The organism is Priestia megaterium, assembly GCF_023824195.1.
Lineage (GTDB): Bacteria > Bacillota > Bacilli > Bacillales > Bacillaceae_H > Priestia > Priestia megaterium_D.
On record NZ_CP085442.1, the window covers coordinates 1,763,250 to 1,785,809 of the forward strand.

Here is a 22,560-nt window from a genome sequence, read left to right on the forward strand (position 1 = left end):
ATATATATTTACTTCTTTATACAAAAGTAATGTATTTTATATAAAGAAATAAAAGTTAAAACTACCTTATAAAAATTATGGTTTTAGCTTTTATTCTAAATGACGACAAATAGGGGATTTTTCTACAAACGATATAAATAATAAACTATATTTATAGAAAGTAAGTTTATACTTTTACTTTTAAATAAGTTACAATTAATAAGCAATAAATATAATAAGTAACTTTAAATAAATATTTAATTACGGAAACATTAAATATTTATTTAAAATAATTAGTAGTTTAGCTATCGTTAGTAACGCTATTATTACGTTTTAAAGGTTTTTTATCATCTATATACATATAAATACAAACTTAAACCTTACGTAGAGAAGAAAATATCTTAACGCAAGGAAGATCTATAAATAAGAAGACATGTTTTGCGAAAGGAGAGGTTTTATGCGAGATTTCTCATTAGTACATATAGGAACAGAAGTAAGGGAAAGAAAAGGGGATTTCAATAAAATCGTTTCATTGTTGCTAGATAGTAAATATTATGATGCATTAGAAGAAAGAAATGAGCATCACCAGCGAAAAAGTGAAGATATGTTCAGTGATTTTACGGATGAAGAAATGATGTACTACTATGTCCACCAGCGAAAGCATATTCGAAAGGACCGAGAACGAAAAGAAAATACAAAAACCGAATACGTACGGATTTTATTGCAGTTTTATCAATATGCTGTAGAAAGTGAATCGTTCTTACGACAGGATGTAGACAGTTATATAGAAGAAACTATTTTTAAAAACCTACGTCCTTGGCATATACGGAACTACCAGGATTATTTAAGCACCGCATTGTTAGGAAAGGGCGGGAAACCTTATTCACCTGCAACTTTAGACGCTAAAATGACGATTTTAAAAAGTTTTATGAAATGGCTACATGAAACGAAGTATATTCAGCATCCATTACATGAAGAAATCTTAAGCACGTCACTATCTGAGCAAGAAATTCCAAATCGAGATTTGTATTACCATGAAGTCAAACAGCTTCTAGACTACTACAAAGACCATCCTATCAACTATGGATTGTTAACGATGCTGGCCATGACAGGTCTTCGTGTACAAGAAATAGCCAAAGCTTCATGGGGAGATGTATATCTAGACAGTTTAAGTGGCCATTATCGACTAAGAGGAGTAGGTAAGGGTGGAAAGAAATTTGATAAGTTACTTCATCCATCGCTATATGAACGCATTCTTGCTTTTCGAGAACGACGTCATGTTAATACAGCATTAAATTCAAGTGATCAAGGTCCATTATTTCCAACTAAAGATGGAGACTATTATCAATATAAAAACTTAAGTAATTATATTGTTCGTATCATTGAACGAACAGAATTACCTTTTGTAAAAGAACGGACTGACAGGGTTACACCTCATTATTTTCGTCATTTTTATGCGATTTATAGTAGGCAGCAGGGAGCCGATATTTTCTTAATTCAAAAGGAACTTGGCCATAGTGACCGTAAAACAACCGAGCGTTATCTGGAGAAGGTTTTGCAAAGAGAACAAGAAATTGGGCTCATGTGGAAGGAAGAGGAATTCTAACATTTTCATCAAAAAGAGCAATACCACATCTTTAACATGGTATTGCTCCTTTTGATTATTAAAAAAACTACTCCCTAAATGAGGATACTTTCGATCTCTTTCTTAGTTGGAAAGGAATGTTGTCCACCTTCTTTTGTGACAGTTATTGCACCGATATGAGTAGCAAATTTCATACATTGATCAATAGATAAACCTTCAGACATTGCATAGATAAGTGCTCCAATAAAAGAATCTCCTGCACCTGTAGCATCTACAGCTTGGACATTTTCAGCAGGGAAGAAATTACTGTATGATTCAGTTACTACTACAGATCCGTCTTTTCCTAATGTAATGACAACCATCCCACCAGTTAGAGGGAGCATTTCTTTCCCTATATTAATTGCGTCAGAGGCAGAGTTTATAGATTTTCCTGACATAAAGGAGGCTTCCGTTTCATTCACCACTAAAACATCGACGCATTTTAATATATTTTCTTTTACTTTCCGAGCCGGGGCATTATTTAACACTATTTTTAAGTTAGCGCTTTCGTATTTAGTAATAATATACTCTATAACTTCTTCAGGAATTTCCTGTTGTAAGACTATAAAAGAAGAGGAATCTAATAAATGAGCTATTTCATCAATATCATTTATTGTAATTAAATCGTTTGCCCCTTTAACAATCGTACTATAATAATCGCCGTCGGGCATTACATGAACAAGACCCATACCAGTTGAACCGAGTTTTTTTATATAAGAAGTATTGACTCTTATGCTATTCCAATAACAGAGATAAATGAAGCTCTCTTTGAAGTTAGTGAGTATTTCCATACGTCGTGTCATCAATTTATGAAGGCTCTTGAAAAATCATCTTTACATAATTTAGACGTCTTTAAACCCTTTTACTACTGCTAGGTACAAAAAATGGTACTAGAGCAATTAAAATTGCCCTCTTCATAAATGAGAGTAATGATTTTATTATAGTCAATGCAAGTAGAATTTACTTTTACAAATAGTTCCAATAAAACTCAATAAGCATGACAAAATTAGTTGTGAATTTAATATTTAGGAAAGAAAGGAAGAATGTCAATATGAATAATACAATTGAATTACTTTGTAATCATACCTCTATTCGTTCTTTTATAGATCAACCACTGACAGAGGAACAACGAAATACAATCTTTAAGGCGGCTAACCAAACTTCATCATTCAGCCTACTACAAGTGGTTTCTATCATTAGAATTACTGATTCAGATCTTCGAAAAAAGATGACGCAACTATCTGGTAATCAACCGTATATTGAAGATGCTGCCGAGTTTTGGATTTTTTGTGCTGATTTTAACCGAAATCATCAGATTGCTCCCAAGGTAGACCTTGACTATATAGAATACCTTTTAATTGGTTCATTCGATGCTGGGCTCATGGCTCAAAATGCTTTAACGGCAGCTGAATCAATGGGACTCGGTGGTGTATATATTGGTGGAGTAAGACTTAATATTGCAGAATTAACTGAGGTATTAAATTTACCAAAGCATGTGGTTCCTTTAGTGGGACTATGCATAGGCCATCCTTCTGGAGAGAAACCTGGACTAAAACCACGTTTACCTCAATCAATGGTTATGTTTGATAATCAGTATCAACCACTAAATGAAGAAAAATTAGCAATGTATGACCAACAGATGCGTGAGTATTACCAAGATCGTCCTGTTAAAGCTCCTTTCACAGTAAAGAAAGTAAAGGGATGGAAAGATCATATTGAAGATCATCTTGAAAGAAGTAAACTGCCCTTTACGCTTGATTATTTAAACAAACAAGGATTTGCTAAAAAATAAACTTTTACAACTCACGTAAAATAAACTGGATTCCGGATTGTTACCTACTTTTTAATGTTATCTGGATTAGAACCTACTCACATTAAAGTAAAGGACTTTTGTACAAATAGAATTCGTTTTCCATAAAACTATATCTAAAGGGAAAGAAAGAGCGTGAGCCCAATGAACGACAAAGGTTTTACGCTCTTTCTTCTAACGTTTTTATATAAATTAGCATTCCTGCTTACATATATAAGGTCCTTCTATTTATTATTTCCCTCAGGTTTCTCCCCGAATTTTTTGCCGAAATTCTCCATCATATCAAGTATTGGGATAAATTCACACCCTTTAGTTGTTAAGGAATATTCAACACGTGGAGGCACCTCAGGAAAAACCTCCCGTTTAATTAGTCCATCTGTTTCTAGTTCTCTCAACTGTTTTGTAAGAGAACCTTGTGAAATGTCCCATAAAAAAGCTTTAATTTCGCTATAACGACGTTCTTTTGTTTTTAAAAACCAAAGGATAATATACTTCCAGCGTCCTGAAAGCATATTTTGAGTATAAGCAATGCCATATACTTCTCTTTGTTCCTTTATACACTCTTTGTTAAATCCATCCTTACATATTCTCGACACCTTTTCACCTGCTTTCTACTGTTAAGTACAAAAAAATGTACTACGGCAATTTTTATTGCCTACTTTAAAAAAATGAGAAATGATTTTATTCTAGTATATGTAACAGAAATACTCAATACGTGTTTAATATCTAATGAATATATGTTTACGGTTTGATAAACATATCATTGTGCAACTTTAAACAAAGCAATTCTTTTATATACAAATTCTTGAGGAGGAACAATAATGAGATTTGGAATTATAGGTGCAGGATCAATTGGTTCAATTATTTCTAAAAAATTAGTTAAGAATGGGCATGATGTCAAAATTGCAGATGCAAGAGGAATTGAACGTTTAGAAGGAAAAGAGCTTGCTGGAACACCTGTACGTGTAGAGGATGCAATTAAAAATATTGAAGTTCTTATAATATCTCTCCCTATAGAAGCAATGCCAAGCATTCGGAACATTATCGATCAAGTCGAGGAGGAAGTAATCATTGTAGATACTTCAAATTATTATCCTTTTAGAGACGGTAAAATTGAAGAAATCGAGAACGGGATGGTTGAAAGTGTTTGGGTTTCAAATCAATTAGGCAGACCTGTCATTAAAGCTTTCAACAACTTATTAGCCTATACTTTAGAAAATGAAGGAACATCCGAAGAATCTAGTGGACGAATCGCGATGGCGGTTTCTGGCAATGACCCATCACATAAACAAGTAATCATGGACGTAGTACACGAGCTAGGCTTCGATTCAGTAGACAATGGTTCTTTAAGTGACTCTTGGAGACAACAGCCAGGAACTCCTGCTTACTGCACAGAGCTAACAAAAGATGAACTCACGAAAGCGTTGAAAAAGGCAGATAAAGAAAAAGCACCATTACTACGTGATAAAGTGATGGAAAGTTTTGCAGAGATCCATGCAGAAAAAAAGGAAGTTGAATTTTCACATAAGGATGTTGTGAATCTAAACAGAGAAATATATAATTCATAAAAACAAAAGGTGCACTCAGTTAGAGCGCACCTTTTGTTATATAAGACACATCGTAATCGTCTACTTTCTGGAAAATGGCTATTTAAATTAATTTTATATCTAGTAAGTATCCGAAGGAGGCAGAAAGAAATGTTTTTTGGTATTTTATTTACGATTCTATGGGCATCTGGGGCGGTGTCTGTTAAATTTGGTCTTTTATCGGCCCCGCCATTAATAATGGGGACTATTCGCTTTCTTTTAGCCGGTAGTTTATTGTTAGTATATATTTATTTGTTTAGGAAAGGTAAATACCGCATGCCCCAAAAACATGAGTGGAAACCACTGATACTATTAGGTTTATTTAATACTTCTTTGTATCTCGGTTGTGGTTTTTGGGCACTAAAAACCGTATCATCTGGCTTTTTTAATTTAGCAGTCGTTGTTAATCCTTTTCTTGTTGCAATTCTGTCCTCAATTTTCATGAATCGTTTCATTCAGAAGAAAGAGTGGATGGGGATGCTTGTTTCAGCCATTGGCTTAGTAATTGCTACATATCCTTTATTGCAAGATGGACATTCTACATTGAGTGGAATACTCTTGCTCCTAATTGGCATGATATCCATGGCCATTGGCAGTATTTATTTTCAAAAACAAAAGTTGCAACTGCCTAGCTTAGTAATTAATGCCTGGCAGGTTTTATTTGGTGGAATTATTTTAATTATACCTTCTATGCTTTTAGAATTAGATGAACCCGTCCTATTTGATATGAATCTGGTTCTATATCTAGTGTGGTCCGTTTTAGGTGTTTCAATCTTTGCCATGATCCTATGGTTTTATTTACTTAAACAAGATGCCGTTAAAGCAAATATCTGGCTATTTCTAACACCTATTGCAGGTTACCTTTTAGCCTCTATCTTATTAGGTGAAAAGATTACAATATACGATGCTATTGCTTCCCTGTTTGTCTTTACTGGGTTATATTTATCAGGTAATTTACGGCTAAATAAATTACCTAAACCTCCATTAGAGAAAAAAGTGGAAGCATAGCATAGCAAAACTAATAATTTAATTAAGAACGCTTTTAAGAGATATACTTCTTAAAAGCTTTTTTAATTTCGATAAAATTCCATTATGTTAATTAGACTTGTTATATCGTATACACAGTGACTTTGATGTTAGAGCCGACTATATCAATCTTTGTTATTCAATTATTTTACCTGTAGCTAAAATAGGTTAGAATAAATGTATGAGGTGTTAAGAGAAAAGAGGGAAAGGGAATGAAACCAACAATATATGATGTAGCAAAGGAAGCTGGAGTGTCCATTTCAACCGTTTCTAAAGTATTAAATAATACGGGGAGTATTGCAGAGAAAACCAGAAAAAAGGTTAGGGATACCATGCATCAGTTAGACTATCAACCTAGTGTCGTAGCATCCGTTAAAAAGCGTATTCAAACTATTGGGCTTTTAATACCTAATATTGCTAATCCTTTCATGGCAGAAATAGCAAGGGGTATTGAAAATCATGTTAAGAAATTCGGTTTTAGTTTGATGATTTGTAGTACCGATAATGATTTAAAAAATGAAATCGAATATATTTCCATATTAAAGCAAAAGTACATAGATGGTATTATAATTGCTACAGGATTAAAAGAGGATAAAGCTATCAAGGAGCTGCTTAAAGCCGAGATTCCGGTTGCATTACTTTCCAGAGACGTATCTTCGCTTGCTGTGGATGCAGTATTAGTAGATGATTTTCTAGGAGGATATGAGGCTACAGAATACTTGATAAGCTTAGGGCATAAAAGAATTGCAATGATTACTGAAGACATTAAGTTTCCGACGATAAGAGCAAGATTTGAGGGATATAAACAAGCCCTTGAGAAAGCAGGATTGCAATATGATGAAAGTTTAGTGTCTCTCAATAATACTTCACTTGATGAAGGAAAACAGTCTACACGTAAACTTCTACATTTGCCTGTTCCCCCGACAGCTATTTTTGCCTCAACCGAATTTCTTGCGATTGGAGCAATACAAGGTGCGCGTGAACTTAAAATAAAAGTTCCGCAAGATCTATCAATTATTGGGTTTGACGACACTGTCCTTTCGACAATTTGTGATCCTCCTTTAACTACAATAGCTCAACCTATTCATGAAATGAGTAAGAAGGTTGTTGAACTATTAATAGAGGAGATTGAAGATTCAAAGGAGACGAAGCAACGAATCGTTTTATCTCCAAAATTAGTGGTTCGTGCATCTACTTCTCATAATAAAACGAATACATGAATGTAAATAAAATAATTAAACCTTGCAGTAATTAATACCGTTATTAAAGTTTAAATTTAGACATTTATGTATTGTATAATCAATTTTCAGAAGTAAAAAAGGCTACATAGCTTCCTTTGAAGCTATGTAGCCTTTTTTTGCTATCTTTTTTTAAAAGAAGAAAATCAATAATCCTAAATCATAAGAACATTTATAAATATCTTCCACAATATCTATAGAGAATTTATCTTGTTTGAGATGGTCTTGTGTTTCATTACCCCAACTAACGATGTATTAATCTATCACTACTTGTCTTTACTCTTCTCTAAAATCTTCGTTTGACATAGGTAAAATATTGCTGTTTATTCTATATAATGAAATCCATCTTACCAAAAAAATATAGTTATTGATGGGCAATCCATTTAGAGCTTTCCTATTAACTTTATTAATTTATCGTGGTAACTACTTATTGACTTTAAGGAAACCCCAAAAGGAAAGAACTTTCCTTACTTTCGAGAGTAACTGAATTTAGTTTACTGGTACTTATAAAAAAATATAGAATTGTCTTACTATTGTTAAGACGCTTAAGAGGGACATTTAATCTAAAAATCAAGTTATAAGATATAAGTTTGTGTTATTGTTTAAATTTTTAAAAAATTATTGACAATAAAAAAACTAAAAGATAAACTCATTATCAAGGAAAGTGCTTTCCTTAACTTCTAGCTTACAAATCATAAAAGGGTTGGTTAAACCAAAATATGAAAGCGCTACAAAAAAGAAATAGCAAGAGGAAGGTAACTTTATTTAATCTTAAGGGGGAAGAAAGATGAAAGAAGTTAGAATTGGTCTGGTTGGTGCAGGACGTATGGGAAGTTTTCACGGAAGAACAGTTGCTCGTAAAATCTATGGAGCAAAGCTTAACGCGATTGCTGATCCAGTTTCAGGAGCTGCTGAAAGACTTGCGAAAGAACTCGGAGTATCAAAGGCATATACAGATCCAAAGGAAATGTTCCAAGATCCACATATTGACGCAGTAGTTATTGCAGCTCCTGCCCGTTCACATGCAGATCTTGTTGTTGCTGCTGCTAATGCAGGGAAAGCAGTTTTTTGTGAAAAGCCAATGGCAATTACTCTAGAAGAAGCAGATAAAGCCATATTGGCAGCTCAGAACGCAAAAGTTCCCTTACAAGTCGGCTTTAATCGTCGTTTTGCTTCAGATTTTAGAGCTGCTCATAACGATATTGTTGAAGGTAGAATCGGAACTCCACAGTTATTGAGATCGTTAACGCGTGATCCGGGATTAGGGGATCCAACTCCAATTCCAGAATGGACTATTTTTTTAGAAACTCTAATCCATGATTTTGATACATTACTCTATTTAAATCCAGGTGCAGAACCAATTGAAGTTTACGCAGTAGCTGATGCACTTGTACGTCCAGATTTTAAAGATAAAGGTCTCCTTGACACTGCGGTTGTTAACATCCGTTTTGATAACGGAGCAATTGCAACAGCTGAAGCAAATTTCCAAGCAGTTTATGGATATGATGTTCGCGGTGAAGTATTTGGTTCAGCCGGAATGGTGACAGCTGGAGGTGTTCAACAAACAAATATGATTCGCTACACTGCAGAAGGAATAAGTAGCGATACATACCGAAAAGACACTGAATTATTACATGATGCTTACGTCACAGAACTCACTTCTTTTGTAGAATGTGTGCGTAATGAGAGTACTCCTTATGTAACAGGTAAAGATGCTCGCAGAGCTCTTTCAATTGCACTTGCTTGTATTGAATCTGTTAAGACAAATGCACCAGTGAAAATTAAGGAAAGTGTACAGTTGATTTAATTAAACTATCTCAATTACAAAATTACTATTTTATCTGACCTGAAAAGAAAGCGATAACATTAGGGATTTGATTCTTCTTTTTAGGTTTAGATTTCTGAAAGGCATCACTTCTAAAATAAATTAAATGTGTAAAAAGGAGAATAGAGATGAAATTTTCAATTTGTAGTTGGACTTTTGGAGATATTCCTTTAGAAAAGACAATGGAGTTTGTTGCAAAAACCGGGTATGACGCAATAGAAATTAGAGCTGCAGTAGATGATTATAACTGGCGCGATATTAAACAATTAGCGAAAAATTTAGATCTAGAAATAAGTGGTTTGACAGGTGATACTGGTTGGCCAAACGAAGAACAAGATTTAGCTAATCGAAGCGAAGATAACCGAAAAAAAGCAGTCGCATCCTTTGAAAGGCAAATTGAAGCTGTTAAAGAGGTAGGAGCAGAATATTTAGTTGTTTGTCCTTCTGCAGTTGGAAAAACAGCTCCAATGGGCAACACTGGAGAGGATTGGAAATGGGCTATTGACTCTGTACAAAGATTAACGAAAAAAGCAGAGGAATTAAATATTACTCTTGTAATAGAGCCTTTAAACAGATATGAGAGTTGTATTGTTAACACAGGAGCCGATGCTACAAAATTTGTTAAAGAAGTTAATCACCCTAAAGTGAAAATGTTGCTAGATTCCTATCATATGAATATTGAAGAGCGAGATCTTGAATTTCCCTTTTTAGATGCACAGGACAAACTGCATATTCTTCATGTAGCTGACAGTAATCGAAGAGGCATGGGGCGTGGCCACATAGACTTTAAACCATTTATCTCTGGAATACAGAAGATAAACTTTGATGGATATGTTGTAGTAGAAGCAACAGCTCCTGGTCCAAATCCTTTTCAAGCGAATAAGGGAGAAAATATGAATATGATTTATACGTTCGCGGAAGAAAGTTTATCGTTTTTACAAAATAATTTCAAGCTCGTGAAACAACTCTAAATAGTATTTCTTTGCTAAAAAAGATTCAACTAAAGGGGCGGATGGGTGGACCATGAATAAACAAAAAATGTATAGGTGGGTAATTTATTGTTTTGGTGCTTTAGGTGGGCTTTTATTTGGTTATGATACAGGGGTTATTTCAGGTGCTCTTCTTTTTATAAAAAAAGACATGGGGCTAACACCTTTTCTTGAAGGGTTAGTTGTAAGTGGAGTTTTAATTGGTGCCCTTGTGGGCGCAGCTTTTAGTGGACCTGTAGCCGATAAATATGGAAGAAAGAAAACAATTATTATGTTAGGTGTACTATTTACAATTGGCGCAATTGGAACAGCTATTTCTCCTAATGTACATACTTTAATTGCGTTTCGTATTGAACTGGGAATAGCAGTTGGAGGGGCTTCAGGTATTGTCCCTCTCTATTTAGCTGAAATGGCTCCAGCAAATATTCGTGGTAAGGTCTCTTCATTAAACACGATTATGAATGCTCTTGGTATTTTTATGGCCTATCTCGTAAATTACATGTTTGCAGCTTCAGAAAATTGGCATTGGATGCTAGGGTTAGCTGTTATTCCTTCTGTTTTACTAATGTTAGGGATGTTCTTTATGCCCGAAAGTCCAAGGTGGCTTTGGCAGAATGTAGGTGAAAATGAAGCACGTAGAGTATTATCTCTAACAAGGTATTCACACCAAGTGGAAGAAGAAATAAGAAGTATTATGCAGGTAAAGGCTGAAAAAAAGGTAAGCTTAAAGCTGCTCTTTGCACCTGGCTTACGCTCTATTTTATTTATTGGAATCGGTATTGCCGTATTTCAGCAGATCATCGGAACCAATACAATTATTTACTATACGCCAACCATTCTAAGTACAGCTGGATTTGGATCTACAGCAGCCATTGCCGGAACAATAGGTATCGGAGTTTTTAATATTTTGTTTACGATTCTCGGAATGCTTCTTATTGATAAAATTGGCCGCAAAAAGCTGTTATTAATCGGAAACATCGGTATGACGATTGCGCTTGGTACACTAGGAGTTGGTATGACATGGGTTGAGGTGCCTGTATGGCTATTACTAACTTGCCTTTCTTTGTTTATTGTTGCATATTCAGCAAGTTGGGGTATGGTCGTATGGGTCATTCTTGGTGAAATCTTCCCTATGAATGTGCGGGGCGTAGCAATGGGAGTAGCAAGCACAGCTTTATGGCTTTCAAACATCGTCATCTCAATGTCATTCCCAGTACTTGTTGAGGCTGTTGGGGTAGGAGTCCTATTCTTAACATATGCAGTTATTGGTGTTTTTGCTTTCCTCTTTGTTATAAAATATGTTCCCGAGACAAAAGGTCGAACGCTAGAAGAAATTGAATTAGAGATAGCATTTAAAAATAAACAAGCTGTTAGCTAATATAGGTTGATTGCCTATCAGGAATAGATTCAAAAATTAACAAGAAAATTTAAATTCTGAGTAAAAATAAGTCACGCCTTTTTATAAGATGTGACTTATTTTTGTATTTATATAATGTCTCTTAAAAAAAGCAGACAAAAGAATCCATACTGAAGGCCTCTAACAAGAGTTCTTTTGCTGGTGTATGAAACTTTTTATACACCCTTGATTTCTCAACCTTTCTGAGACAACCAAGCTCGAAATCTCTGGGGAAAAGTAGTTATTTTAATCACTCTAAATTAAAAATAAATTGCTTTCAGGTCTTTAAAGAGAAAACTTTTTCCTATGTAAATGTTATGAATTTATTTAAGTAGTTCCATCTTCTAAAAGCTTAACAGGCAGATATGTTTCAAGTTCTATATTGGTGAATTCGCCCTCAATCTCTTTAGATAAAATGTCAATTGCTACCTTTGCAATAGAATCAATAGGTTGTTGTATGGTCGTTAATTCCGGTAGTATAGCTTTTACTGTTTCTGTTCCATCGTAACCAATCACTTTTAATTGAGTAGGTATATCTTTTCCTCTTTTTCTAGATTCTGTTATGACGGCAGCCGCAATTAGATCATCACTTGCAAAAATACCGTCTACTTCTGGATGTTCATCAAAAAGCTTAGCGATTACCTCCTCCCGGCTCTTTTGAGGAGAGACTTCATATGTAATTGGTAATTTTCCGTATTCCTTCATAACATCCTCATACGCTTTTCTTCTTAAGTTTGCTGGTGTTTCCAGATCAAGTGGGCCATTAATATGAATAATATTTTCACACTGTTTCTTTATTAATAATTCTGTAGCTTTTTTCCCTCCATCATAATTATCGGATCCTACAACAGGAATCTTTTTAGACAAATAATGATCAATTGCTACGATGGGTAAATTTTGTTTATGATAATCTAGGACTCCTCGGTTGTATGTTACAACAATGACCCCATCTACCTGGTTTCGTATAAGCATTTCTAAGTATCTTTCCTCTTTATCCATACGGTTTAAACTGTTACAAAGCAATAATTTATAACCTAGTGATGTACAAACACTTTCAATATGAAAGGCAAGTTCACCGAAAAACGGGTTACTTGAATTGGGTATAATTAACCCTATTAAATTTGTTTTTTTATGAAATAAGGAACGCGCTAAATCGTTTGGGAAATAATTAATTTCCTCCATTGCTTTATAAACTTTATCCTTTGTTTTCTCACTTATGTAACCTCGATTATTTAAGACACGTGAAACTGTTGTTGATGAAACTCCTGCAACCTTTGCTACGTCATGGATATTAGGTTTCATTATCTTTCCTCCTATCCCACTAAATATCACTTGTTAATATTATATTAGGATTTTTTTATCTTTATTATTTAAAAAAGCTTTTATATTTTTTAGTCACATAATAATTTTTTGATTAGGTTAGGAAAATAGCTTGTTATACATTATGTAGACACTTTATAACAATTAAAATTAATTCCTCCTTTGATAGCTTTACAATTTCCTGATTAATAAAAAATTCATATTGTGAAATAGTTTATTTTGAGGAATACTTTAATTAATTAAAGTTTATTTGTTACGGACTTATTGTAGAAAATATCTCTAACATGTGCAAGAATTAGGGGTTAATTACTATTAGCTTATATCGAACAAACATTAACTTTTATTATGAACGAGATATTGATAATACATATATTCTAATATATTATACCTCCATTTTAAGGGTAGGAGCGAAAAGTTTGATATTTCAAAAAAAACATGTCAACCGATTGACATATGTAAACGGTTGACATAAAATACTCCTTGAAAGCGCTTTTATATATTTGTTGTGAATAAGGAAAAATAAGGGGGACTGGAACGTATGAAGAAATGGTTTTTAGTAGGTATATCTTTATTACTAATTCTTGCTGTAGCAGGTTGTAGTAAGGGTAAAAGCGTAAATAGTGACGGCAAACAAATGGTTACAATGTGGGTACACGTATCAGACGATAGTGAAGAAGGTAAGGTGTATAAAAAACGAGTAGACGCTTTTAACAAGAAGTATGCATCTAAAAATGTTAAAGCTAAAATTGAATTTATTCCACGTAGTGGGAACGGTGGAGGGTATGAAGATAAAGTAAACGCAGCGTTGACAACTGATACATTACCCGATGTTATTACGTTGGATGGTCCAAATACAGCTGCTTATGCAAAATCTGGCATCATTGCTCCACTAGATGATTACGTAAAAGATCAAGATGATTTACTACCGAGTATCAAGCAACAAGGAACATACAAAGACAAATTGTATGCGATTGGTGCGAGTGAATCATCCGTGGGAATTTACTACAATAAAAAAATGCTACAAGAGGCAGGCATTGATTTAAGTACGTTACCGACAGTTGATAATCCTTGGACATGGGATCAATTCATGACCCTTTGTAAAACGTTGAAAGAAAAATATAATAAACCGGCTATTGATATGCAATTACAATCAAAAGATGAAATGTTAACGTATGCACTAACGCCATTTGTATGGTCTGCAGGTGGAGAAATTCTCTCGAAAGACGGTACTAAAGCAAAAGGTGTATTTAATAAAAAGCCTAGTGTTGAAGCCATGACTTTTATTCAAACGATGTTAAAAGAAGGTTATACAACGCGTACTCCAGTCAAACAAGCTTTTGAAACAGAAAAGTACCCAATGAAGTTTAGTGGTGTATGGACAGTAACGGATATGGAAACAAACTTTCAAAAAGTTGATTATGGTGTTATGCCTTATCCAGTATCACCAAAGACAAAGAAACTAGTTTCACCTTCAGGAAGTTGGCAGTTTGCAATGACACAAAAGTCTGAAAATAAAGAATGGTCTGCAAAATTAGTGGATTGGATGACAAATAAAGATTCGAATTTAGAATTAAGTCGCACAATTGCAGCATTGCCAGTTCGTTACTCTTCCGAGAAAATACTTACAAAAGAATTTTCTGATCAAATGAATGTATTCATGCAGCAATTAAAGGAATCAGGACATGCAAGGCCGGTAACACCAGCGTATCCTCAAGTAACACGTGCTTTCCAACAAACAATTGATGACATCAGCTTTTATGATCAAAACAAAAATATCAAAAAAGTCTTAGATACACGTGCTACAGAAATGCAGGCAGCTATCGATAAGGCAAATCGATAATAGCAGCTAGAAGGAGGCATTATGAATAAAGTCGGAATGAAAGATAATAAGACTGTTTATATATTTCCAAGAGCAGAAAAAGGAACAAAAAACAAAATTCAGTGGAAAGAAAATATAGTGGCTTATACGTTTTTGGGACCGGCATTATTACTTTTGTTGCTGTTCCTCATTATCCCAGCTATTATGTCTGTCTACTATGCATTTACAGATTATTACCTATTAACACCCGATATGCGTAAATTTGTAGGATTAGACAACTTCATCAATCTATTCAAAGATCCTATTTTCTTGAAAAGTTTGGTGAATACCTTGAAATTTGTCGTTTGGGTAATTCCTTTACAGATAGGGGCAGCTCTTGGGCTGGCCCTCCTGTTAAACAAACAACGTAAAGCTAACACATTTTTTAAAGTAGCTTACTTTAGTCCTGTGGTGATGTCGCTCGTTGTTATCTCTGTTCTGTGGCTGTATTTGTTAAACCCAAATGAAGGAATCATCAACAATTTACTCACGTACTTTGGCATCTCAGCTCAACCGTTCTTAACAAGCCCTAAACAGGCAATGTTTACAATTGTTTTCGTTTCAGCTTGGCAAGGAGCTGGCTTTCAGATGCTAATTTTTCTAGCAGGTTTGCAGAACATCCCTGGAGATGTCTATGAAGCTGCACAGCTAGATGGAATGAATAAATGGCAACGGTTTATTTACATTACATTACCTTTATTAAAGCCTACTTCCATCTTTATCTTTATTACGACATTAATTGGTGCATTTAAACTATTGGTTCAACCAATGGTTATGACGCAAGGGGGGCCGGTAAACTCCACCATGACAGTTGTATATTACATTTATCAAACTGGCTTTACGGATCGAATGGTTGGATATGCTAGTTCCATTGCTCTTCTATTTGGAACAATTATTGGATTGGTTACACTAGCCCAACGGAAATTAGTGAAGGAGGAAGATGACTAATGAGACGGAAATTCGGGCCCTTAACAATTTTAGAATACATTTGTTTAGTTCTGCTCGCGGTATTATTTATATTTCCATTGTTTTGGATGATCGCATCATCGATGAAACCTGAAGCAGAAGTTTATAATAATATGAACAGTATCAAGGCTTTCCTACCTTCTATTCATCCGTCGGATTGGTTTATATCCTATAAGCAAGTTCTGTCACGCTTTCATTTACTTGGTTATATAGTAAACAGCTTGTTTTATGGTTTATGTGTAGCAGCAGGTTCTGTCATTATCAATGGGATGGCAGGTTATGCGTTCGCTAAATTGAATTTTAATGGAAAAAGAGTACTGTTTGGTCTTTTATTAGCTCTTTTAATCGTGCCACTGGAAACAATCTTAATCTCACAATTTACTATAGTTCACAAACTGGGATTAGTAGATACTCGTCTTGCAGTAATTCTGCCTGCCTTAGCAGGGGCATTTAATATCTATTTATTCCGAAACTTTTTTATGGCCATTCCAGCAGAGATTATTGAATCAGCCAAATTGGATGGAGCAAATACGTGGCAAATATTCCTGAGGATTATGTTACCAATGTCTAAACCGGCTGTTGCTACAGTTGGAACCTTAGCTTTTATCGGAAGTTGGAATGATTATATCTGGCCTTTGATGGTCTTGACGGACAAGTCAAAATTTCCGATCCAAGTAGCAATTACGGCAATCAATAGTACGGAGCCAGTTTACACGAATCAAGTTATGGCAGTGTTAACAATATCCACCATTCCATTAATTCTTATCTATATAGTGGCTCAACGTTATATTTTAGAAGGAATTGGTGGTTCCGGCACAGGCATTAAATAAGAAAGAAATTAGGTTACTGTTGCGAAAGTAATACCTATGTACGGATAATTTTTCACCTTAGTGTCAACCGGTTGACATAAAAATATTGACTTGTGAAACCGGTTGACATAAAATGAATCTGAAAGTGCTTTCAGTTTTTGTTTCAAAGATTTTACATATCTAGTTAAAGGAGCAACAAACATGAAAAGTTCAAAAGTTCTCTATTGGAAGTTAAGTGCTTATTTTTTCTTTTTCTTTTTTACTTGGTCTTCTAGCGCCTCTTTATTTCCTATTTGGTTAAAGCAAGAGTTACATTTAAGTGGATCAGCTACAGGTTTAATTTTCTCTGTAAACGCTATCTTCGCATTGTGTATACAGCCTGTATATGGTTATATCTCTGACAAGATAGGTTTAAAGAAAAATATATTATCTTTTATTAGTTTACTGCTTGTATTGGTAGGACCATTCTATATTTATATATATGGACCACTATTAAAATATAATGTAATTTTAGGCGCGGCTGTTGGAGCTATTTATTTAGGAGTTGGTATTTCTGCTGGTATTGGCGCCATTGAAACCTATGTTGAAAAAGTTAGCCGTAAATACGGTTTTGAATACGGAAAGTCTAGAATGTGGGGTTCGTTAGGGTGGGCATCAGCCACTTTTTTTGCAGGTCAGCTGTTTAATATTAATCCCAATATAAACTTTTGGGTGGCATCTGTTTCAGCAATTATCTTAGTTGCTATTATTCTATCTGTGAAAATAGAAGTCACAAATTATGAATTGGAAAAAGCTGAATCTGTGAAATTAAAAGATGTTGGACAACTTTTTCTCTTAAAGAAATTTTGGTTTTTGATGATGTATGTGATTGGGGTAACGTGTGTTTATAGTGTTTACGATCAACAATTTCCAATTTATTATACATCTTTATTCCAAAATGAAGCCATGGGAAATCAAGTATTTGGATATTTAAGTTCTTTTCAAGTATTTTTAGAGGCTGGAATGATGTTTATTGCACCTTTTATTGTAAATAAAATTGGAGCCAAAAACGGATTATTATTGGCTGGTCTTCTAATGGCACTTCGTATCATTGGGTCAGGACTTGTAGTGGGCCCAATTGGTATTTCCTCAATGAAATTAATACATGCATTAGAATTACCAATTATGTTGATTGCTATTTTTAAATATTTTGCAGCTAACTTCGATACACGACTATCTTCTGTTCTATATTTAGTTGGATTTCAGGCTGCCTCTCAAATTGGTGCATCTCTATTATCACCTTTTGCGGGTAAATTATACGATATGATAGGGTTTCGTCATACCTATCTTATTCTTGGAATAATGGTCCTTTGTTTTACTATTATTTCAATGTTCACTTTATTAAATCCTAATAAAAGTAAAGATTTAGAAGGAAATATAAAAGACATAAAACAAGTTATATAAGGAGATGTTAGAATGTTCACAATAAACAAACTTCAACAAGCGCAAGAAGCATTGAATGCTGCAAAAGAAAGAGTAAATAACCGTTATCGGTTAGGTTATCATATTATGGCCCCTGCCAACTGGATTAATGATCCGAATGGTTTGGTACAGTACAAAGGAGAATATCATGTATTTTATCAACATCACCCTTACGATGAAAACTGGGGTCCAATGCACTGGGGACATGTAAAAAGTAAAGATCTTGTGCATTGGGAACACTTACCCATTGCCCTTGCACCTGGAGATATTTGTGATGCAGATGGATGTTTTTCTGGAAGTGCAGTAGATAACAATGGTGAATTAACTTTAATCTATACAGGTCATCACTATATGGACAAAGAAAAAGATCTATTTTACCAAAATCAAAATCTTGCTGTTAGTACCGATGGTTTAACATTTCATAAGATTGTAGAAAATCCAGTAATTCCTGAACCACCTATGGATAGTAGTCATCATTTCCGTGATCCTAAAGTATGGAAACACAAAGATAGTTGGTATATGGTAGTAGGAAATTCAACAAAGGAAAATATAGGAAGAGTAATTTTATACCGTTCTCCAGATTTACGTAAGTGGTCATACATTGGTGTATTGGCAAAAGGAAATGAAAAACTCGGATTCATGTGGGAATGTCCAGATTTCTTTGAATTAGATGGAAAATACGTTCTTATGATTTCTCCACAAGGTATTAAAAAAGATGGAGATTTGTATAACAACCTATTCCAGACGGGATATTTAATTGGAGATTACAATTACGAAACAAACGAGTTTATCCACGGATCATTTAATGAGTTAGACAATGGACATGATTTTTATGCCGTTCAAACGTTATTAGATGAAAAAGGGCGTCGAATTGCTATTGGTTGGATGGATATGTGGGAATCAGATATGCCAACAAAAGAAGATGGATGGTGTGGAGCACTTACATTACCACGTGAAGTTACCTTAGGAGAGAATGATAAAGTTCTAATGAATCCTGTGGAAGAATTAAAATTATTGCGTGAGGTTGAACATAATACACTTACCAATGTGATTTCTAATAGTTATTTAATAGAAACAAACGAAGATTTGCTTGAAATAAAAGCTGTGTTTGACTTAACTAATTGTAACGCTCAGTCGGTTGGAATAAGAATTCGTGGAATTAACCAGGAAGAGACTGTATTAACGTATCACTTAGACAAACAAACACTGAAACTCGATTGTTCTAAGTGTGGTAAAGTTGAAGACGGTGTGAGAAATACCATTCTTACAGCAAATCAAGAGCTTTCCTTACGCATATTCATTGATCGATCCTCTATTGAAGTATTTGCAAATGAAGGACAAGCAACTATGACAAGTCGGATTTATCCAACTGAAGATAGATTAGGCATTGAAGTGTTTGCAGATGTTGAGGATGTAAGGATTAAGGAATTAACATATTGGAAGTTAAAAGATATCTGGAAATAAATTATGAATGAACAAGTGTACAAACACTTGTTCATTGTTTTGGGGTGAAGATGTTGAAAAGAGTTTTTTGTATTGGTGAAACACTAATTGATTTTATTCCTGTTCAAAAAGAAAAGTCTTTAAAAGAAGTTACTAGTTTTGAACGTGTGGCTGGGGGAGCTCCTATGAACGTTGCAATTGCGATTGCAAAATATGGAGGGAATTCTGTTATGCTAACGAAAATAGCTAATGATAGCTTTGGTGATTATTTAGTAGATGTGCTTGAAGGAAATGGAGTAGATACTTCATACATTATCCGATGTAATGAAGGAGAGACCGGTTTGGCATTCGTATCTGTAGATAAATTGGGAGATAGGGACTTCAGTTTTTACAGAAAGAATTCAGCTGACTTATTACTTTTACCAAACGAGGTGAAAGTAGAATGGTTTGATAAGGGAGACCTTCTTCATTTTTGTTCTGTAGATTTAGTCGAAAGTCCAATGAAACAAACTCATATAAAAGTAATAGATAGTTTTCAAAAAATAGGGGGGATTGTCAGTTTTGATCCCAACGTTCGTCTTCCCTTGTGGCCTGATAAAGAAAGCTGTCGTCGAACAATTCTAGACTTTTTACCTTTAGCAAATATCGTGAAAGTATCGGATGAAGAATTATTTTTCATAACCAATATTAAGCGAGAAAGAGAAGCTATTAACTCTCTTTTTGTTGGCAATGTAAAAGTAGTAGTTTATACAAAAGGAAAAGATGGAGCCATTATTTATTTGAAAAATGGAGAACAATTTGAGGATAAAGGATTTAAAGTAACTGTTTCAGATACAACCGGGGCAGGTGATGCATTTATAGGTGGTTTTTTATCTGAATTGCTTGCAATTGATATATCGAGCGAAAATCTATGTCAAAAAGTGAGTGAACACCATCAACAATTGCTTACCTTTGCTAATGCAAGTGGGGCACTTACTGCTTCAGTAAAAGGAGCGATTCACGCAGCACCTGGAAAACAACATATAATGAACTTTATTGCTACTCAAAGAGGCAGATTAGCTTAAGAAAATATGTATTTATAATTAGGAATTAGTTTGGAATTCACAATATAAGTAAGGGTTAAAAGAAAGGATTTAAATAATGAGGACTGAAAAAGAAAAGATGTTAGGTGGAGAAATGTATAATCCTGCAGACGCACAATTAAGAAAGGATCGAGAACATGCTAGAAGGCAGGTTAGAATATATAATGAAACTTTAGAGAGTGAAGGTAATAAGCGTATTAAATTATTAAAAGGTTTATTCGGTTCTACTGGGGAAAACGTATATGTTGAACCAAATATTAGAGTTGACTACGGCTATAACATATTTGTTGGCGAAAACTTTTTTGCAAACTTTGATTGTGTCATCCTAGACATTTGTAAAGTGAGGTTTGGAGATAATTGTTTACTTGGTCCTGGTGTACATATCTATACAGCAACTCATCCAATTGACCCAAATGAACGGAATTCAGGACAGGAATACGCAAAACCAATTATTTTTGGAGATAATGTATGGATTGGTGGAAGTTCAGTGATAAATCCAGGAGTGACGATAGGAGACAATGTTGTTATTGCATCTGGCTCAGTAGTGACTAAAGACGTACCTAACAATGTAGTGATGGGAGGGAATCCAGCGAAAATTATTAAAAAGATTGGAAATTAAGTTCATAAGAATATTTCACTGAATTTTAGTAATAGTACTTCAAATGAGATTTGAAGTACTAACTTATTAGTTAATTGGTGATTAAATTGGATATATGGATGGGGAAAATTAGAGATTATAATGATTTGGGTCATTATCTAGGGACCTATCAAGCAATTATAGAGAAACAAGATAAGATGCTTTATAAAATGACATTATCATTTAATCCAGCATATACACTAAAAAAGCGAGATAAAAATAATCATTTAAAAGATAAAATATTGTACAGTCAAGTGTAGAGGTACTTAAAAGAAAATTTAGAAATAAAATCCCTCTTTTAAAGAACCAAACAAAAGTAGTATGGATAAAAAGAGGGCTAAATATTTAATTTTCAAGTGAAAGGTCATGATGACAAGAGAACATGCTGGTAAAGCTAGTTTTATTGGTCCAAGGGCAAATCAAACCATGATTATGCATTTTTAAATAAATACAGAGTAAAAAACTTAGAAGGGTATATCTTATGATATGTCCTTTTAGTGTGGTTAATTTTCATCTTTTCTTCACTATTAAATGATAAATTAATTGTTCATCATGCTGTAAAGCATTTTTTCATAGATATTCCTCTTCACAAGCTTACCTAAAAAAGGTGAGCTTTTTTTATGACCTGAATTATATTTACATTATTACTTCTAAACTAACTATAGTCCCTTTGATTAACCCATGTAGTTTATTAATTCCCCGGTATTCTTCTTGAAACGCAGGTAAGAGTTCTTGCTTAATATACTTATTCACCGTTGTGACCGAGATATTAAATTCATAACGACCTTCGATATGCCAATCATCTTTATTAATAGGATTTAATTTTCCTTGTTGTATATATATATAAATGAATTTCTTTAATAAAACAGATAACATGTCTATCGTATCTTCAATGTTAATAATTTTGCTATGATTATCAATCATAAAAACAATTCTTTTATTTCTAGATTAATTAATAGTTTATTATATCATATTCATACATGGTTAAAGATTAAAAGTTTTAACAACTTATATATAAATGATAAAACATTTTATAAAAATAAGTTTTATTATTTATATATATTGTAGAAAAACAATTAATACGAAGCAGCGTTCCTTGCTTTATCAAGGGATGCTGCTTCGTTATTTCTATGATCTTCTAGCTATCATTTCTATTTCAATCTGTGCACCTAGAGGTAAGGATGCTACGCCTATAGTTGTACGAGCAGGATATGGTGCAGAAAATTGTTGTACATACACTTCATTCATTGCTGTAAAGTTATCCATATTAGTTAAAAACACATTTACTTTTTTAACATCGTCAGGGACTAAACCAGCTGCTTCCAATACATTAAAAAGGTTCTTAAAGCATTGCTTTGTCTGTTTAACAATATCACCTTCTACAAGCTTTCCAGTCTGTGAGTCTATAGGGGTTTGCCCGGATAAAAATAGTAAATCCCCTGATTCAACTGCATGTGAGTATGGGCCAACAGCAACAGCTCCATCTGCATTAAAAGCCTTTCTTGACATAT

Annotated in this window: 20 protein-coding genes; 15 read left to right on the plus strand and 5 right to left on the minus strand. The window is 34.1% G+C overall.

Annotated elements, in window-relative coordinates; genetic code table 11:
- Positions 1-436: 436 nt before the first annotated feature.
- Positions 437-1,585, plus strand: a complete 1,149-nt coding sequence (locus LIS78_RS08985) for a tyrosine-type recombinase/integrase (protein WP_209151386.1) — start codon at positions 437-439, stop codon at positions 1,583-1,585.
- A 74-nt stretch (positions 1,586-1,659) separates the two neighbouring features.
- Here LIS78_RS08985 and LIS78_RS08990 read toward each other — a convergent pair whose 3' ends face one another.
- Positions 1,660-2,406 carry a PfkB family carbohydrate kinase gene (locus LIS78_RS08990; RefSeq protein ID WP_245210705.1) on the minus strand — a complete coding sequence of 249 codons (747 nt, stop codon included), beginning with the start codon at positions 2,404-2,406 and terminating at the stop codon, positions 1,660-1,662.
- A 248-nt stretch (positions 2,407-2,654) separates the two neighbouring features.
- On the opposite strand from LIS78_RS08990, the gene nfsA reads away from it, so the two are divergent.
- Positions 2,655-3,395, plus strand: coding sequence for an oxygen-insensitive NADPH nitroreductase (gene nfsA, locus LIS78_RS08995; protein WP_209151388.1), 741 nt, complete (start codon positions 2,655-2,657; stop codon positions 3,393-3,395).
- Between the two features lie 242 nt (positions 3,396-3,637).
- Here the strand turns inward: nfsA and LIS78_RS09000 are convergent, their stop codons facing one another.
- Positions 3,638-4,009 (minus strand): winged helix-turn-helix transcriptional regulator, encoded by a 372-nt coding sequence (locus LIS78_RS09000; RefSeq protein ID WP_209151389.1) that lies wholly within the window; start codon positions 4,007-4,009, stop codon positions 3,638-3,640.
- Between the two features lie 225 nt (positions 4,010-4,234).
- On the opposite strand from LIS78_RS09000, the gene LIS78_RS09005 reads away from it, so the two are divergent.
- The 6 genes from LIS78_RS09005 (at position 4,235) to LIS78_RS09030 (ending at position 11,455) form a co-directional block, all read left to right on the plus strand.
- Positions 4,235-4,981 (plus strand): NADPH-dependent F420 reductase, encoded by a 747-nt coding sequence (locus tag LIS78_RS09005; RefSeq protein WP_209151390.1) that lies wholly within the window; start codon positions 4,235-4,237, stop codon positions 4,979-4,981.
- Between the two features lie 129 nt (positions 4,982-5,110).
- Positions 5,111-6,007 carry a DMT family transporter gene (locus tag LIS78_RS09010; RefSeq protein ID WP_209151391.1) on the plus strand — a complete coding sequence of 299 codons (897 nt, stop codon included), beginning with the start codon at positions 5,111-5,113 and terminating at the stop codon, positions 6,005-6,007.
- 230 nt (positions 6,008-6,237) lie between these two features.
- The gene (locus LIS78_RS09015) at positions 6,238-7,245 is read left to right on the plus strand and encodes a LacI family DNA-binding transcriptional regulator (protein WP_209151392.1); all 1,008 of its coding nucleotides are present in this window, start codon (positions 6,238-6,240) and stop codon (positions 7,243-7,245) included.
- Between the two features lie 805 nt (positions 7,246-8,050).
- Positions 8,051-9,070 (plus strand): Gfo/Idh/MocA family oxidoreductase, encoded by a 1,020-nt coding sequence (locus LIS78_RS09020; RefSeq protein WP_252284996.1) that lies wholly within the window; start codon positions 8,051-8,053, stop codon positions 9,068-9,070.
- Positions 9,071-9,216: 146 nt separating this feature from the next.
- Positions 9,217-10,059: a sugar phosphate isomerase/epimerase family protein gene (locus LIS78_RS09025; protein ID WP_209151394.1), complete on the plus strand. Its 843-nt coding sequence runs from the start codon at positions 9,217-9,219 to the stop codon at positions 10,057-10,059.
- Positions 10,060-10,111: 52 nt separating this feature from the next.
- Complete coding sequence (locus tag LIS78_RS09030) at positions 10,112-11,455, plus strand: sugar porter family MFS transporter (protein WP_209151395.1); 1,344 nt, start codon at positions 10,112-10,114, stop codon at positions 11,453-11,455.
- A gap of 345 nt (positions 11,456-11,800) precedes the next feature.
- Here LIS78_RS09030 and LIS78_RS09035 read toward each other — a convergent pair whose 3' ends face one another.
- Entirely contained in the window at positions 11,801-12,775 is a 975-nt protein-coding gene (locus LIS78_RS09035) for a LacI family DNA-binding transcriptional regulator (RefSeq protein WP_209151396.1), read from the minus strand.
- A 556-nt stretch (positions 12,776-13,331) separates the two neighbouring features.
- Here LIS78_RS09035 and LIS78_RS09040 point away from each other — a divergent pair.
- From LIS78_RS09040 to LIS78_RS09070, 7 genes are all read left to right on the plus strand, one after another.
- Positions 13,332-14,633, plus strand: a complete 1,302-nt coding sequence (locus LIS78_RS09040; protein WP_209151397.1) for an ABC transporter substrate-binding protein — start codon at positions 13,332-13,334, stop codon at positions 14,631-14,633.
- Between the two features lie 21 nt (positions 14,634-14,654).
- On the plus strand, positions 14,655-15,599 hold the full coding sequence (locus tag LIS78_RS09045; protein WP_252284997.1) for a carbohydrate ABC transporter permease: 945 nt from the start codon (positions 14,655-14,657) through the stop codon (positions 15,597-15,599).
- Positions 15,600-15,700: 101 nt separating this feature from the next.
- A complete protein-coding gene (locus LIS78_RS09050; protein WP_229754455.1) occupies positions 15,701-16,447 on the plus strand; it encodes a carbohydrate ABC transporter permease in 747 nt (248 codons plus the stop codon).
- A gap of 180 nt (positions 16,448-16,627) precedes the next feature.
- Positions 16,628-17,869, plus strand: a complete 1,242-nt coding sequence (locus tag LIS78_RS09055; protein ID WP_195780488.1) for an MFS transporter — start codon at positions 16,628-16,630, stop codon at positions 17,867-17,869.
- 21 nt (positions 17,870-17,890) lie between these two features.
- Complete coding sequence (locus tag LIS78_RS09060) at positions 17,891-19,351, plus strand: glycoside hydrolase family 32 protein (RefSeq protein WP_195783294.1); 1,461 nt, start codon at positions 17,891-17,893, stop codon at positions 19,349-19,351.
- 53 nt (positions 19,352-19,404) lie between these two features.
- Positions 19,405-20,394: a carbohydrate kinase family protein gene (locus LIS78_RS09065; RefSeq protein WP_195783293.1), complete on the plus strand. Its 990-nt coding sequence runs from the start codon at positions 19,405-19,407 to the stop codon at positions 20,392-20,394.
- Between the two features lie 76 nt (positions 20,395-20,470).
- Positions 20,471-21,031, plus strand: a complete 561-nt coding sequence (locus tag LIS78_RS09070; RefSeq protein ID WP_195780487.1) for a maltose acetyltransferase domain-containing protein — start codon at positions 20,471-20,473, stop codon at positions 21,029-21,031.
- Between the two features lie 654 nt (positions 21,032-21,685).
- Here the strand turns inward: LIS78_RS09070 and LIS78_RS09075 are convergent.
- Positions 21,686-21,973 carry a hypothetical protein gene (locus LIS78_RS09075; RefSeq protein WP_195780485.1) on the minus strand — a complete coding sequence of 96 codons (288 nt, stop codon included), beginning with the start codon at positions 21,971-21,973 and terminating at the stop codon, positions 21,686-21,688.
- Between the two features lie 204 nt (positions 21,974-22,177).
- Positions 22,178-22,558, minus strand: a complete 381-nt coding sequence (locus LIS78_RS09080; RefSeq protein WP_129542515.1) for a RidA family protein — start codon at positions 22,556-22,558, stop codon at positions 22,178-22,180.
- Between the last annotated feature and the right edge of the window lie 2 nt (positions 22,559-22,560).

Bases quoted from the DNA above. Each gene is read 5' to 3' on its own strand.
- LIS78_RS09045 (WP_252284997.1), top strand. From the start codon at position 14,655: ATGAATAAAGTCGGAATGAAAGATAATAAGACTGTTTATATATTTCCA.
- LIS78_RS09075 (WP_195780485.1), bottom strand. From the start codon at position 21,973: ATGATTGATAATCATAGCAAAATTATTAACATTGAAGATACGATAGAC.
- LIS78_RS09035 (WP_209151396.1), bottom strand. From the start codon at position 12,775: ATGAAACCTAATATCCATGACGTAGCAAAGGTTGCAGGAGTTTCATCA.
- LIS78_RS08990 (WP_245210705.1), bottom strand. From the start codon at position 2,406: ATGACACGACGTATGGAAATACTCACTAACTTCAAAGAGAGCTTCATT.
- LIS78_RS08985 (WP_209151386.1), top strand. From the start codon at position 437: ATGCGAGATTTCTCATTAGTACATATAGGAACAGAAGTAAGGGAAAGA.
- LIS78_RS09040 (WP_209151397.1), top strand. From the start codon at position 13,332: ATGAAGAAATGGTTTTTAGTAGGTATATCTTTATTACTAATTCTTGCT.
- LIS78_RS09010 (WP_209151391.1), top strand. From the start codon at position 5,111: ATGTTTTTTGGTATTTTATTTACGATTCTATGGGCATCTGGGGCGGTG.
- LIS78_RS09055 (WP_195780488.1), top strand. From the start codon at position 16,628: ATGAAAAGTTCAAAAGTTCTCTATTGGAAGTTAAGTGCTTATTTTTTC.
- nfsA (WP_209151388.1), top strand. From the start codon at position 2,655: ATGAATAATACAATTGAATTACTTTGTAATCATACCTCTATTCGTTCT.
- LIS78_RS09020 (WP_252284996.1), top strand. From the start codon at position 8,051: ATGAAAGAAGTTAGAATTGGTCTGGTTGGTGCAGGACGTATGGGAAGT.
- LIS78_RS09080 (WP_129542515.1), bottom strand. From the start codon at position 22,558: ATGTCAAGAAAGGCTTTTAATGCAGATGGAGCTGTTGCTGTTGGCCCA.
- LIS78_RS09015 (WP_209151392.1), top strand. From the start codon at position 6,238: ATGAAACCAACAATATATGATGTAGCAAAGGAAGCTGGAGTGTCCATT.
- LIS78_RS09030 (WP_209151395.1), top strand. From the start codon at position 10,112: ATGAATAAACAAAAAATGTATAGGTGGGTAATTTATTGTTTTGGTGCT.
- LIS78_RS09005 (WP_209151390.1), top strand. From the start codon at position 4,235: ATGAGATTTGGAATTATAGGTGCAGGATCAATTGGTTCAATTATTTCT.
- LIS78_RS09070 (WP_195780487.1), top strand. From the start codon at position 20,471: ATGAGGACTGAAAAAGAAAAGATGTTAGGTGGAGAAATGTATAATCCT.
- LIS78_RS09050 (WP_229754455.1), top strand. From the start codon at position 15,701: ATGAAACCTGAAGCAGAAGTTTATAATAATATGAACAGTATCAAGGCT.
- LIS78_RS09025 (WP_209151394.1), top strand. From the start codon at position 9,217: ATGAAATTTTCAATTTGTAGTTGGACTTTTGGAGATATTCCTTTAGAA.